The 14,473-nt window shown below is 54.4% G+C and carries 9 protein-coding genes; 2 read left to right on the plus strand and 7 right to left on the minus strand.

What is annotated here, in order from left to right; translation table 11 throughout:
* Positions 1–82: 82 nt before the first annotated feature.
* Positions 83–1,075, minus strand: coding sequence for an adenylate/guanylate cyclase domain-containing protein (locus tag BST81_RS13025; protein ID WP_171974751.1), 993 nt, complete (start codon positions 1,073–1,075; stop codon positions 83–85).
* 257 nt (positions 1,076–1,332) lie between these two features.
* On the minus strand, positions 1,333–2,067 hold the full coding sequence (locus BST81_RS13030; protein ID WP_253188272.1) for a DUF3120 domain-containing protein: 735 nt from the start codon (positions 2,065–2,067) through the stop codon (positions 1,333–1,335).
* Positions 2,068–2,637: 570 nt separating this feature from the next.
* On the opposite strand from BST81_RS13030, the gene BST81_RS13035 reads away from it, so the two are divergent.
* Positions 2,638–4,770, plus strand: a complete 2,133-nt coding sequence (locus BST81_RS13035) for an NAD(P)H-quinone oxidoreductase subunit 5 (RefSeq protein WP_075598929.1) — start codon at positions 2,638–2,640, stop codon at positions 4,768–4,770.
* 4 nt (positions 4,771–4,774) lie between these two features.
* Positions 4,775–6,373: a photosynthetic/respiratory NAD(P)H-quinone oxidoreductase subunit D1 gene (ndhD1, locus tag BST81_RS13040; protein WP_075598930.1), complete on the plus strand. Its 1,599-nt coding sequence runs from the start codon at positions 4,775–4,777 to the stop codon at positions 6,371–6,373.
* A gap of 107 nt (positions 6,374–6,480) precedes the next feature.
* On the opposite strand, the gene BST81_RS13045 is transcribed toward ndhD1, so the two are convergent.
* From BST81_RS13045 to BST81_RS13065, 5 genes are all read right to left on the minus strand, one after another.
* On the minus strand, positions 6,481–9,210 hold the full coding sequence (locus tag BST81_RS13045) for a HEAT repeat domain-containing protein (RefSeq protein WP_216351315.1): 2,730 nt from the start codon (positions 9,208–9,210) through the stop codon (positions 6,481–6,483).
* A 299-nt stretch (positions 9,211–9,509) separates the two neighbouring features.
* Positions 9,510–11,465 (minus strand): hypothetical protein, encoded by a 1,956-nt coding sequence (locus BST81_RS13050; RefSeq protein ID WP_075598931.1) that lies wholly within the window; start codon positions 11,463–11,465, stop codon positions 9,510–9,512.
* Position 11,466: 1 nt separating this feature from the next.
* On the minus strand, positions 11,467–12,606 hold the full coding sequence (locus tag BST81_RS13055) for a Gfo/Idh/MocA family oxidoreductase (RefSeq protein WP_075598932.1): 1,140 nt from the start codon (positions 12,604–12,606) through the stop codon (positions 11,467–11,469).
* 104 nt (positions 12,607–12,710) lie between these two features.
* The gene (locus BST81_RS13060) at positions 12,711–13,550 is read right to left on the minus strand and encodes a TIM barrel protein (RefSeq protein WP_075598933.1); all 840 of its coding nucleotides are present in this window, start codon (positions 13,548–13,550) and stop codon (positions 12,711–12,713) included.
* Complete coding sequence (locus BST81_RS13065; protein WP_216351316.1) at positions 13,543–14,433, minus strand: shikimate dehydrogenase; 891 nt, start codon at positions 14,431–14,433, stop codon at positions 13,543–13,545. The genes BST81_RS13060 and BST81_RS13065 overlap by 8 nt, the downstream gene beginning before the upstream one ends.
* Between the last annotated feature and the right edge of the window lie 40 nt (positions 14,434–14,473).

Raw genomic sequence — 14,473 nt, forward strand, 5'->3', positions numbered from 1 at the left:
TTAAAATTGGCATCTGTATGCTTATGTTCTGTATCCTCATGCTCTGTATGCTATCGTACACGGGGACACTTTTTGACCGATGTCACCCTGCTTTTTCTAGCTTTTCCAGAAAAGCCCCCAGGCTGTTGAATGAGCAGGCATGGGTCAGAGTTGGAACATCGTAGCCCTTCAGATGTACGGCATGCTCCTTGAAGATATCTGACGTCGTATTTAAGCTGGAACAGTAGCGATAGGTCGTTTCTCCTAAGGCCAAATCCAGACCAATTTGCTTGGTACAAGTCTCCAAGCGGAAGGCTGCGTTAACCGTATCTCCCAGGGCCGTATAGTCCGGACGATCGCCGGTACCCGTATTGCCGACCATGGCATACCCTGTATTGATCCCTGCCCCCACGCGCAGGGGAAAGGGAAGGGGATACTGATTGTGCAAATCGCTGGTCATTTTATGGAGAGCATGAACAGCCCGAAAAATACGTAACAGCTCTGCCTCATTCACCCCCTGCATCCCATGGATCCAGACGGCCATCACCGCATCACCGATATACTTATCAACCCAGCTCCCGTATTCGCGAATAATATTGCCCGCATGGCGAAACCAGGTGCCGATAACTTCCGAGAGCAATTTTTCATCTACCTGGCGGGTTAACCCGGTAAAATCTCGAATATCAACCACCATGATCGAAATTAGACGTCGAACATGCAGAATTGCTGTAGCGGTGAATTCCTTATCGGAAGTCGAGGATTCCGTCACCTGTTCCACGGCTGAGCAGTGGAATTCCATCTCGGTCTGCCCAAAAGTCAGCATATCTCCATTGCGGAGCGTGACCGGAATGCTCACTCTGCGCCCATTGATAAATGAACCATTTCGGCTGCCCAGATCAATTAAGTAGAATTCGCCAGTTTCCATGCATTGCAACATAGCGTGATTACGGGAGATCCAGCGATCGGGCAAGACAAAGTTATTGTCATCACTTCGACCAAAAGTCCAGCAATTGCTGCCCACCAATGGCAGGTAGCAGTTGCCTCGATCGGTCCGTAATATGAGATGGGGAGTAGACTGGAAGCTTACCACAGGCATGCGGAGGTGACATCTCGTTATGATGCATCCTGACATACACACAAACGAATGTGTGACATCTTTATACAAAACCTATTCTAAAGTCTGCAACGGTCAAGAGACTGAACTTGGGAAGCTTAGACAAGAGACCCTTCACAGTTGCACTAGAATCATGACCCCAGGATCCATTTCATTTCTAATTCAGGCAGATGCTTTCTGGCTCGGTGTTGCACACCCCCTCCTCACCATGATACAAAATCATCCTCAATGACGCATCGCTAGCTTGCAGAAGCTGCCAACCAGAACAGGCCATCCACTAAAATAGTACCCAAAACGGCACCACTAAATGCCCACCACCCCATACTTCGGGACCAGAGGGGCAAAACTCCAATAATCAGAAGCACAATCAGCAAGATTACCACCCAACTGAGGCCCCAGGAGGTGGTCACAGCCGCGATCGCACTTTGATAAATCGGGGTTGCCAATTCTGCGTCAACCTGCATCAATTTTCGCCAGTGGGGAATCAGTTCCACCAGATAGAAGTAAAGGTCCGTGATTGCAGTCCCAATCAACGATCCTAAATAGAAGAAACTGCCAACCTGGAACCGGCCCTGAATCAAGCACCAGAGGGCCAGGGGGAGACAAATCGCTTCTGTTGGAATGTGAAGCAGGGGTTCCCAGCGTAACCATCCCCAGTAAATAGAACCCGCCAACCAACTGCCCGCAAAGCCCAAAAGGATATCTCCCCAAAGCCGGGTCGATGATCGATGCAGCAATCTCAGACCGAGGATTAACCACCCCCCAGTCAAAACCAAACTAAGCAGGGGAACGAGGCGCACCAGTGGAGCCTGCAAAAATACTGGCACCGATACGAGAAAAATGGCTGCAGCCAGAACCCATCCGGCGCTTCGAAGGTGAAAAGGAATCACCAGTGAGACAGGAGTATCGCTCTCCATCAGGTGCAAGCTGGATTCTTTCAGGGGAGAGCGGACCGATGAAATGGAATTTAACAATTTAGTAACAAATTAGATTTAATATTCTTTACTTAAGTTTACCCTATCTGTAATCTGAATAGTTCCATTATCCCCCCCGGGGGTATGAACTTAAAAGTTCCGCTGGTAATTGTCTGCGAGTGAGCAGGCAAGTAGTCTTTCCAGGGACTGCAACTTCAATCGATCGAGATCAGGAATGAGCCTCAGATCTAAGTTCGGAATCACCCCCTCTGGGGTGCGGGAGTCCCGATGAAAGCTGAAGAATTGTTGAATTTGGTTGCGAAAAATTCAATGCCTCCAGTTTCCCCAACCCTTGATTTAAAGCCGTTCAGCAAGAACTGTTCTTCCCTCTGAATGAATTTAGAATACTGAATCGAGAATCCGGTTGAAGCATGGAGGGAACGATGGGTGTCAGGTCTGAGGCTGAGATTGGGCACCAAAGGTCAGAAGGTTGAGCATGATTTATCTTCCGACAACCGTCTCGGCTCAAAGTGTATGTCACAATGTAAGCGGTTTTGACAGATCATTTCGACAACGATCGTTAGAAGTAGACACGACGTGTAGGTTATTGACACAAAGTAGGCGTGAGTGATGGAACCGATATATCAGTATGCGTGGCTGATTCCTGTGTTACCACTGGCAGGAGCAATGCTGGTGGGCATAGGCTTGATTTCTTTTAATCAAGTCACTAATCGTCTCCGGCAGGGCTCTGCCGTCTTCATTGTTTCTCTGCTCGGTGCCGGTATGGTGCTCTCCTTTGCTCTGCTGTGGAGCCAACTGGCCGGTCATGAACCGTATACCCAGATGATTGAGTGGGCGGCAGCAGGCAATTTTCGGATTTCGATGGGGTACACCATCGATCATCTGTCTGCACTGATGCTGGTGATCGTAACCACTGTTGCTTTCCTGGTCATGGTCTACACCGATGGCTACATGGCCCATGATCCAGGCTATGTCCGTTTTTACTCGTACCTTAGCCTGTTCAGTTCCTCCATGTTGGGGTTAGTCATCAGTCCCAATCTGGTCCAGGTTTACATCTTCTGGGAACTGGTGGGGATGTGTTCCTACCTGCTGATTGGGTTTTGGTACGATCGCAAAGCAGCAGCAGATGCCTGCCAGAAAGCCTTCGTAACCAACCGGGTCGGTGACTTTGGTCTACTTCTGGGCATTTTGGGGCTGTTCTGGGCCACCAATAGCTTTGAATTTGAAGTCATCGGAGAACGGCTCCAGTCCCTGGTGGAATCGGGTGCCTTGAGTGCGGGTTTGGTCGCGCTGTTTGCTGTCCTGGTATTTCTCGGCCCAGTCGCCAAGTCCGCTCAGTTTCCCCTACATGTCTGGTTGCCAGATGCAATGGAGGGGCCAACCCCAATCTCGGCCCTGATTCATGCTGCCACTATGGTGGCGGCGGGTGTGTTTCTGGTGGCCCGGATGTTCCCGGTGTTTGAACACATTCCAGTGGCAATGGATGTGATCGCCTGGACTGGGGCTGTAACAGCCTTTATCGGAGCCACGATCGCGATCACGCAAAATGACATCAAGAAAGGTCTGGCTTATTCCACCATGTCCCAGTTGGGGTATATGGTGATGGGTCTGGGAGTTGGTGCTTACAGTGCAGGGCTATTCCATCTGATGACCCACGCTTACTTCAAAGCCATGCTCTTTCTAGATTCCGGCTCCGTCATCCATGGGATGGAAGCTGTGGTGGGCCACGATCCGGCCTACGCCCAGGATATGCGTCTGATGGGCGGATTACGGAAGTACATGCCGATTACGGCTGGAACCTTCTTTGTAGGTGTTCTGGCAATTTCGGGGATTCCTCCCTTTGCTGGATTCTGGTCCAAGGATGAAATTCTCAGTTTGACCTTTGCGGCCAATCCTGTCCTCTGGCTGGTAGGCTGGCTCACTGCTGGGATCACTGCTTTCTATATGTTCCGGATGTATTTCACGACTTTTGAGGGTGAGCTACGAGCCCAAGATCCGGCCATCCTGAACAAGATCAAGGCTGAGCAGCTCCAGGCCAGCGGTCTGGCTTTTGGCCCCGGTGCCATGAACCCGGCTGAACTGGAAGCCCACGCCGTTCCTAGTGAGGCCCATGGGCACGACAGTCACAGCAGCGATGATGGCCATGATAGTCATGACAGCCATCCTCACAGCAGCACCCCCCATGAATCTCCTCTAGCCATGACCCTGCCTCTGCTGGCTCTGGCTGTGCCTTCCATCCTGATTGGTCTGGTGGGAACGCCCTTCGCGAACTACTTCGAAGCATTTATCCATCCACCTGGAGAGATGGTTGCGGAAGCTCCCCTGGAAATGACATTCCAGGCGCTTCCGGCGGAGGAAATGACTGAATTTCTGATCATGGCTGGTAATTCAGTGGGGATTGGCCTGATCGGGCTGACCCTGGCGTCTCTCATGTATCTGAGTCGGAAAATTGATCCGGCAGCGATCGCCGATCGCATCCAACCCCTGTATCGGCTGTCCAAAAATAAATGGTACTTCGATGACATCTACAACACTGTCTTTGTTCAGGGTAGCCGCCGTTTAGCTCGTCAGGTGCTGGAAGTGGATGTGCGGATTGTAGATGGTGTGGTTAACCTGGCCGGTTTTGTAACGCTGGTGACTGGCGAGGGCCTGAAGTATCTGGAAAATGGCCGAGCCCAATTTTATGCCCTGATTATTTTTGGGGCGGTTCTGGGTCTGGTAATTATCTCTGGTGTGACCTAAGTGTATGAGTAGTGTAACCTACGCAACTTTTCCCTGGCTGACGACCATTATTCTGTTTCCGATCGCGGCCTCTCTGCTGATCCCCTTTATTCCCGATAAAGACGGTAAAACGGTTCGCTGGTATGCGTTGATTATTGGGCTAATTGATTTTGCCCTAATCGTTTACTCTTTCTATACCGAGTACAATTTTGCCAATCCCGGTCTGCAGCTTGTTGAAAGCTATGCCTGGGTACCTCAACTTGATTTAAGGTGGTCTGTCGGGGCAGATGGTCTGTCCATGCCGTTGATCATCCTGACAGGATTCATTACGACCCTGGCGATTCTGGCTTCATGGCCAGTCACCTTAAAGCCGAAATTTTTCTACTTTCTGATGTTGGCCATGTATGGTGGCCAGGTTGCCGTTTTTGCCGTCCAGGATATGTTGCTCTTTTTCCTGGCCTGGGAACTGGAGCTGATCCCGGTCTACCTGCTGCTAGCGATTTGGGGTGGGAAAAAGCGCCTTTACGCAGCCACAAAGTTCATTCTGTATACGGCAGGGGGTTCCCTGTTCATCCTGCTGGCGGCTCTGGCGATGGCCTTCTATGGGGATACGGTGACTTTTGACATGCGGGCCATGCTCTCAAAAGACTTCCCCCTGCAAATGCAGCTTTTCCTCTATGCCGGTTTCTTGATTGCTTATGCGATTAAGTTACCGATTATTCCACTTCACACCTGGTTGCCCGATGCCCATGGGGAGGCTACGGCTCCCGTGCACATGTTGCTGGCTGGAATCTTGCTGAAGATGGGTGGCTATGCCTTGATTCGGATGAATGTGGAAATGCTACCGGATGCCCATGCTACGGTGGCTCCAGCTCTGGTGATTCTGGGGGTGGTTAACATCATCTATGCGGCCCTGACCTCGTTTGCCCAGCGAAACCTGAAGCGGAAGATTGCCTATTCCTCCATCTCCCACATGGGATTTGTGGCCATTGGCATGGCCTCCTTTACAGACCTGGGCCTGAGTGGGGCTGTACTGCAGATGGTCTCCCACGGTTTGATCGGGGCCAGTCTGTTCTTCCTGGTCGGGGCAACCTACGATCGGACCCATACCCTGATGCTGGATGAGATGGGGGGTGTCGGCAAGCAGATGCCCAAGATTTTCTCCATGTTTACAGCCTGTTCCCTGGCTTCCCTGGCCCTTCCTGGCATGAGTGGCTTTGTTGCAGAGTTGATGGTCTTTGTCGGCTTTGCCACCAGCGATGCCTACAGTTCTACCTTCAAGGTGATTGTGATCTTCCTGGCCGCAGTTGGTGTCATTCTGACTCCGATTTACCTACTGTCCATGTTGCGGGAAATCTTCTACGGGCCAGAAAACAAGGAACTCACCTCCCATGAAGTGCTAGTGGATGCGGAACCCCGCGAGGTGTTCATTATCGCGGCTCTGCTGGTTCCAATTATTGGAATTGGTTTTTATCCTAAACTGCTGACCCAGATTTATGATGCAAAAACCATGCAGATAACGGAACGAATTCGTCAATCCCTGCCTTCCCTGGTCCATGTCCAGCGTGTGGCCCCATCTCCTGCTCTTTCTTTCCAGATGCTGGAGAGTCCTGCGATTCGCTAGCTTGAGGCTATTCCATCGCGAAAATATATTTTCTTCAGGTCCGGCTTTGTCGGACCTTTTTTCATAGACCAACCCACCCAAGCGGGGATTTGGAGGGCGATCGGTCTTCAGGCGGCGATCGGGAATGATCTCAGGCGGAGGAGCTGTACGACAGTGTCGCTGACCGTGTGGTCTTTGGTGTCGGCAGCGTACTGGATCAGCAGTTCCCGCAGGTGTTGGGCAGCGTCTAGGTCGAGTAGGGTGGCCAGCAGGAAGTAGACGCCTCGAAAGCGGGGGTCGCCCATGTGATCGAGCCAGCGATTTTCAGCGTCTTTCGTGGCTCCCAGAAAGTTCTGCACCAGGAAGAACTCGGCAATCTTGTCGTGGCGGAAGTACCATTCCTTGACCGGATTGCCGTCCTCATCCTGCCACTGACGGCTAACGACCATTTTGTAGGTTTCATCTTCCATGCAGAGCAATTCGCGCTCAAACAGATCGGAGGGCAAGGCTTTTTTGTCCTCCAGTCGAAGCTGATACACGGCTGCAGAGAACTTTTTCAGCGGGAAGTCAGTCTTCCACATCTGCTGATAGGCCGCTGCCATCAGACTGTACTGCTGTTCCTGTAGGCGGAACAGGTCAGGGGATTGCCCCTGGGCTAGCATCTGGGCCACCAGGGTCAGATCCATCGGATTGGAGAGAACCCGCTGGATGGCGGTTTGTTCTTCGCTGGGCTGTTGCGGATCGAGGGCTGTATTCAGGTATTGACGACAAGCGGTGGCGTAATCCTCGCCTTGCAAGGGGCTTTCCTGGGGAAGGCGAGACTGGCGGGAGATGAGAAAGTGTTCGATTTGTTCCCGCTTCAGAGGTTGCAGGGTGTAGGTCTTAGCGGTGGCCGGAGGTAACCACTCCAGGGGCTGAGTGGTCATGATGATGTTGCCCTTGAAATAGCTCTCGACGAACTGGGTGATTTTGGCCCTGGTGTCGGCGGTGACTTCATTCAGGCCGTCAATGCAGATGTCAATGGCTCCGCTGTAGATCAGATTTTGCAGAAATTTAGCGTCCTTGATCTCATCCCCGTGTAGTTTGGCCTGGATGGCTTCAATTACCCCCTGGGCGCATTTTTGGGCTGGGAGATAGACGGCAATCCGGCGGGACTGCTGCACCCGATGGCGCAGAAACATGGACTTGCCCAGACCGGAATCCCCTTCCAGAATGATCTGGCCGGTGATAGCCGGGATGGCCTGCACCAGGGCCAGGGTCTGGTTGGAGCCTTTCACCCTCACCTCGGATTCGGGGAAATAGGCTTGCGGGTCGAAGTACTGGAGTCCGGCATCGGCCAGCAAGGAGGTTTTAAAGGGCTGAAACAGCTTCTGGCGCAGGAACGGCACCCAGGTCAGGAGGAAGGTGACATAGCCTAGGCCAATGATATTGCGGACCCAGGGATTCCAGAAGAAGATGGCCTGGATCTGGGGGGATTGAGGATAGGCAAAGATGAGGGCTAACCAGAAGGTGGCATGGGTTAGAAGGGTGAGCCAGGTATTCAGGACCCACTGCCAGAGGGCGAGGGAGGCAATGGCCGCCTGCACCGAATCCGCATCGGTGGAACCAGCGGCCTTGAGATTAGCTTGATGGCGCTGCAACAGCAGCATATCCTCCGGTTGCCAAGTCACCAGTTTGGCCACCCTGGCAATTTTCTTTTCCAGATCATTCCGCAGGCTGGGCAAGTCTTTGGCAGGTTCCCAGACTTTTTCAAACACCTCCAGGGTGGTTTTTCCCTCCCCGTGATTCAGTTGGGTCGGCAGGGTTTTGGGATAGGCCAGCCAATGCAGCAGGGTCACCGTGTCGGGGGTCCCTCCACCCAGAAAGTAGCCCTGGAAACGCCACCAGGCTCGATCGCTAGAAGCAGCCCGATAGACATTTTCCAGGACGATCGCCACTCCTGCAAGATCCAGTTGACCAATCTGGCCCAGGGCCGCCGCCGCACTGCCTCGGACATCGGCATCCACCTTCTCATCCTTGAGGAAGGCGCGGATCTCGGGGATGAAGGGTTTGGCCGCCTCCCCCAGATTGGCCAGGGCCTCCGCAACACTGCCTCGGACATAGTCAGGCACCTTCTCATCCTTGAGGAAGGCGCGGATCTCGGGGATGAAGGGTTTGGCCGCCTCCCCCAGATTGGCCAGGGCYTYCGCAGCAYTGCYTCGGACATAGRCAKSCACCTTCTCATCCTTGAGTAAGGCGCGGATCTCGGGGATGAAGGGTTTGGYCGCCTCCCCCAGATTGGCCAGGGCCKYCGCMGCAYKGCCTCGGACATAGGCAGGCACCTTCTCATCCTTGAGTAAGGCGCGGATCTCGGGGATGAAGGGTTTGGCCACCTCCCCCAGATTGGCCAGGGCCTCCGCAGCACTGCCTCCGACATTGGCATCCAGCTTCTCATCCTTGAGGAAGGCGAGGATCTCGGGGATGAAGGGTTTGGCCGCCTCCCCCAGATTGGCCAGGGCCGCCGCCGCACGGCCTCGGACATAGGCAGGCACCTTCTCATCCTTGAGCAGGGTGTCAGCCTGACGGGCCACCTCCTGGGGTTGTTTCAGGGCTGCGAGTAAGGCCTTCGACTCGTAGGTGGTCAATTGGCTCAGAGCATGGCCCTGCACGACGAGGTCGCCGTCTTGCAGGGCGGCCAGGATCCCGCTGATCTGCCAGGGCTGGGGGTAGGGCTTGGGTTTTTCTTTGGCGATGCCGCTGAAGGCAAGCAGGGGGAGGCTGAGGCAAATAGCGAGGGCGAGGGCCAGCAGGGCGGGCCAGCGACGGAGCTGCCGGGGCAGGGCCGGAAACCGGAAACGACGAGGGGGAGCGTAGGTCACAGGTGGGGGCTGATTTCCTTGATTAAGAGAATTATGCCCCAGGATTTTTCTGGTGGGAATAACCCACCCCGCCCTGCGGGCACCCCTCCCAGGCGGGGATGTGATTCACTCGAACCTGCTCCTCACTCTCCTGGCAGATGAACCCACCACCTCTCCCAGGGGGCTACCGTGTATACAGATTTCTGAAAAGTAAGTAAGTAGACTGGCGTGAAACCCCCTCTTGGGAGGGGTGGCGCGTAGCGTCGGGGTGGGTTTGCTTGGGTGCCCAGGCAGAGCCTGGGCGCGAGGGAAGACGCCACTTAAGGAGCGATCGACAACCGCCAGCGCAGACGCCCGATCGCATGGGGGAGCAGATCCAACGCCAAGCTGCCCGATCGGGTCTGCAAGATTTCCTCCTGCCGCTGACGAAAAGCCTCTGGGGTGGTCATGGCCTCTAGGATGGTGTGTTCGTCGAGCGATCGTAGCCCCACCGCTTCCCCCAATCCCTGCAGTTGCACCGACTGGGTTGCAGCAGTCAGGTTGACGACAAGGACGCAGTGCTCATCACCCCGACACAGGGCTAGCCCGTCCACTTGCAGGGGATGGCTGGCATGGGTCGGCAACACCTGAGCGGGGGCCAGTTCTCCCACGTCTGCCAGAACATGGTACAGGGGAAACACCGATCCGGGTAGGGAAGGGAACTGCTCCGGACAGGAACAGCCCTGCTCCTGTTCCATGACGCCGCGCCAACCGGTGGTTTCGTAGTAGGTGAGGCTGTGGACTCCCGGTTGGGACAGGTATTTCAGACTGATTGCAGTCCAGCCTGCGCCCAGGAGGGACATCTGCCGGGGGTCTACGGTGGGGGGCAGGCTGCCGGGAGGGGTGGCGATCGGCTGGGCAGGCCGGGGCTTCAGGGTGATGGGGGAGATGATCAGGGGCAGATCTCCGGCCAGGGTGCGGGCCGAGGCGATCGTGGTGGCCTGGGCTTCCAGGGTTTCCACCAGGGAGGCATTATCGAAGGCATGCACCTGGGGGGTAATGGCGTAGCTCAGCACATCCAGATGCTTCAGAGGGGAACAGCGCCGGTTCAGTTCGGTGAAGTGGGTGAAACTCCCGGCCCCCAGGTGCATCCCTGGCAGATGGGGGGAGAGAATGCGACGGGCCAGTTCAATCCACCGGCCAGAGGTGGTTTTCTCCTCCCGATGAAAGATCAGACCGGTCTGGAGGGGTGGCTGGAGTTCCCGCAGCAGCGTCACCAGATCGGTCAGCTCCCGTTCTGCGTCATCGGACAGGAGCAGAGCCAGTTCCAGAGCCAGATTCAACGATCGGGCCTCTGCTGTGGCCTGTCGCAACCGATCGCCCGTCTCTGCCTTCCCCAGGGGCAGATCCACCCGCAGGTGGGAGAGGTGGAGGGCGCGGAGTCGCTCCTGTTCCCGATCGCTCAGGGGTTGGCCGTGGCTGGCCATGCCTAAACCCAGTCGGGGCAGGGGCACAGCCTCAGTGGAGTCTACGATCAACGTCGCATCCCCTCCTGGGAGGGGTGGCCCGCAGGGCCGGGGTGGGTCTGAGGGGAGAGGCTCCCCCGCCAAGCTTAGTTCCACAGATTGGGTGATCCGCTTTCCCGCCTGCACCTCCACCGGGAAAGGCAAGGCTAGCGGGGTGCAGTAGGTCTTGAAGGAGGCATCCGTCCAGTTGCGCTGATCCTCCATCTCGAACACATCCCCCACGAAGCGCAACTGGGCCATCACCCCAGGGGTAACCGCATAGGCCATACCCTGCAGATCCATGAAAGGCTGGTGGGGGGCGATCGCATCGGGAAACACCCCCACTTCGGTGGTGCCATCTGTCTTCAGGATTGTACAGGGCAGACTGCGACATTCCCGCATGGGATGGAGAATGCAGAACCCAATGCGATTGCGGTGAAAGGTCGATCGGGCCTGGCCATCCATTGTGAACTGGATGCGCCCCTGTTCATCCCCCGTAATTTCAGCTTGCCAGACAAAATCCACCACCTCTTGTTGGTGGCTCGCCTCGTAGGTGATGCGGAAGGACTGGTCATGAATCTCAGTTCGCAGGTGGGCGATCGTCATCGGAATGGTGCGCCAGTTCTGTACACGCACCGCCACGTAGACCCGGCGCAGAATTTCCCGATCGCCGAGGCGAATATAGCGCAGGTCGCCCGCTTGATAGATCAGGGAAAGGGGACCAGCCCGCAGGGGAATTTGCTCGGGTAAGGGTTCAGAGCAGCCATAGTAGAAAATAGTTGGAGGCAGCATCCTAGGTCCAAAGCAGGGATTTTGTTTCCACATCAACGGGCTCAGCCCCGTCCTGACAGAGGGGAGACAGGAGGGTGGCCCGACCAGCCAGACGATGGAGCAGGATGGTATTATGCAGTGCCATTGCTAGGGAATAGGGATTTTCCCCCGTGCCTGTGAAGTAATCGACAGCTCGCTGCAAATGAACCCCCATACAGTCATCCTCCACCGGGGCCAGAACCCCGACGATGACCTGGTTTTTGAGGGTAATCACCGCCCCCTGGGAGCGATGAAAATTGGGGAGGGGCTCAAAAAAGCCCACGATTGTGTATTCATCCCCAGCCGGATCGGTACCCGTCAGAGCGACCAGGCGATAGCGGGTCAGGGTATCTTCGATCGGAATATTCTCAATCGAGAATAGGGGGTAGCGATATTGTACGATGCCTGCCATGCAGGTGTAGAGTTCCACTTCCACGCCCGTTTTAGAGCGGCAGCGGACAAAGGCACTCCCCTGATTGCGGGCACAGGTTTCGCCCTGGCAATGTAGTGGGGTAGACGGTTCAATAATCCGAGAATCAATAATTTGATCGATCTGAAGTTCTTCCCCCAGTTGGGCCACGATCGCCAGCATGTGAGGCCCTTCATACCCCAGAACCCCCAGATCGTAATCGATGAAGCGGCCTCCAATGGAGTCAAGCTGGCGGTTTTTGGTAAACTCCACTACGATTTTGGAGGGACGTAAGCCCAATTTGCGAAAGGCAATTTCTTGGACAATGCCCGTAATTTTTGAAGAGGCGTAATTTTCATTCACCACGATTTTTCCACCGAAATTGACGATCGTGGTTGTGAGTGATGGAATTTCTGCCAGTAAACAGACAGGTTTCTCCACCAGGATATTGGCCTGTGGATCAACCTGAAGAATTTGCTGGATGACATTGAAATGTTGACTGGTATTGACACAGATATCCCAGAAACCAGGTCGCAAGGGGGCTGCCTCGGCGCAGGACGGTAAAACCAGAAAACCAGCCTGTTCTGCCTGCTGCTTTTTTTGACTGTCTGTATCGATGACCGCAACAGTCTTGACTCCAGATTCACTGAGTTTCTGTTCATGAAGTCGGGCAACTGTTCCGTAACCTACCCTGGCACACGTAATTTGCGACATGCTAGTCGTCCCTACTTCATTAATGAGTCATGTATAATATGCTACCTGGAACCACCAATAACATGAACTTGTCCGGTTAGAAAGGTCATTTTGGGGCTAGACCTTTACAGGGCAGCCAGGAGCGCATTCAGGTGTCTGATGGATGCTTCTGTTGCCGCCATTGGACTTTTCTGCACATGGGTTTCCATGGAAAAAGGAATGGATGCTTCCTGCAACCAAGGTTTTAGAACTTTCAAATGCACCTGATACTGGACTGAACCTTCTCCCAAGGGAACATAGGTGCCCTGGGGAGTTGAGAAATCCTTGAGATGAACGTACTTAACGTAAGGGGCAACCTGGAGCAGTTCTGCATCGGTCACCAGATAGCCACTCTGGTAAAGATTACCCAGATCCAGCAGCGCCCTCAACCGGGGATGATTCCAGTCAGCCAGGAACTGGGCCACCTGAGGCAAGGAATCCAGATTGCAGACTGGCTCATTTTCTATAAGCAGCGTCTTGTCATGCTGCTCGGCTAAAGACAGTAGCGCTGTCATATCTGCCTCCAAGTCAGCAAACTGAAAATCTGCATATTTCAAATAAGAGAAAATCCGCAGGGATGGGGTTTGCAGGATATCTGCGATCGCAAAAGCCTGAGCGAATACCTCTGAGACCTGATCCGTTTCTAGCTGGTAACCGTGAAAATTAACTTCCTCCATTAGGGCGACTTTACCCGGTGGTAGCCATTTCAGCAGGGGTGAAGCCAGATTGGCCACGGTTAAACCAGCCTGATGAATCGTGGTCGCAATCTCCCGGATTTGTTCCAGGTCCAGGTCCATCAGGTTCACCCCACCGACGGACCGTAATTCCAATTGAGTCATGCCCTGGCGCTGGGCAAAATCGATCGCCTCGGTTAAGGAAGGGCTGACTTCATCAGAAATAAAAGTGATGGGGTTGGACTTAGCCATGGGAATATCGCTGTTCCAGGAGGTGTTGTAATTTAGCTTCAATGTCACGGAACGGGGCCTGGGAAACATCTTTGCCAGTCCACAGGGCAAAGGCTTCAACCGCCTGATAGATCATCATCCAGATGCCGGAACAGGTGGGTGAGCCTCGCTGAGCCAGGAGCTTGAGCATCAGGGTGGTATGGGGATTGAAAACGGCATCGAAGGTCCACAGGTCTTTCATGCTACGTTCCTGTTCCAGGCGATCCAGCAGTGCTGGCGTAACTAGCGAGTCGTTCGTTTCGGGATACATCCCTACAGGGGTGGCGTTAATCAGGAAATCGGCAGTTCGCAGGCAATCGTAGAGCGCAGCATCCCGGATCAGGCTGACCTGCAGGGGTTTGCGATCGGGGTTGTGGAAATCTTTGCTCAGGGACTCTAGCTGGGCCGGAATCTGGCCCAGAACGGTAATCTCATCCGTGCGCTGATATAACTCATAAATAATGGCCCGGGCTGCTCCCCCAGACCCCAGTACAGTCACCCGATCGCCAGATTTGACCGGGCGCAGGTGATCTGAGATCGATCGGTAGGCCCCCACGCCATCTGTGTTGTAGCCAATCAGCCCACTGTTGCCCATCACGACCGTATTAACGGCTCCGATCGCCTGGGCGCGATCGTCTTGGGCATCCAGGTATTTGACGACGGCCAGTTTATAGGGGAGGGTAATATTGACTCCGGCACAGCCAATTTTGTGCAGACTGTGGAGGTACACCGGCAAATCCACTTCTGCGGGAACGTTCAACTTAATATGGGTATACTCCAGATCGGCAATCTTGGCATACTCTGAAAAAAGATAGGTGGAAACACTGTGCTCTACGGGATTGCCCAGTAATGCGGTAAAAATCATTGTTGCAGGATTGTTTTGCGACTGATCCATAAGATCAGGA

This window comes from Leptolyngbya sp. 'hensonii' (assembly GCF_001939115.1).
GTDB lineage: Bacteria > Cyanobacteriota > Cyanobacteriia.

Coding starts and splice junctions, on each gene's coding strand:
- BST81_RS13025 (WP_171974751.1), bottom strand. CDS start 1,075: ATGCCTGTGGTAAGCTTCCAGTCTACTCCCCATCTCATATTACGGACC.
- BST81_RS13035 (WP_075598929.1), top strand. CDS start 2,638: ATGGAACCGATATATCAGTATGCGTGGCTGATTCCTGTGTTACCACTG.
- ndhD1 (WP_075598930.1), top strand. CDS start 4,775: ATGAGTAGTGTAACCTACGCAACTTTTCCCTGGCTGACGACCATTATT.
- BST81_RS13050 (WP_075598931.1), bottom strand. CDS start 11,465: ATGCTGCCTCCAACTATTTTCTACTATGGCTGCTCTGAACCCTTACCC.
- BST81_RS13055 (WP_075598932.1), bottom strand. CDS start 12,606: ATGTCGCAAATTACGTGTGCCAGGGTAGGTTACGGAACAGTTGCCCGA.
- BST81_RS13060 (WP_075598933.1), bottom strand. CDS start 13,550: ATGGCTAAGTCCAACCCCATCACTTTTATTTCTGATGAAGTCAGCCCT.
- BST81_RS13065 (WP_216351316.1), bottom strand. CDS start 14,433: ATGATTTTTACCGCATTACTGGGCAATCCCGTAGAGCACAGTGTTTCC.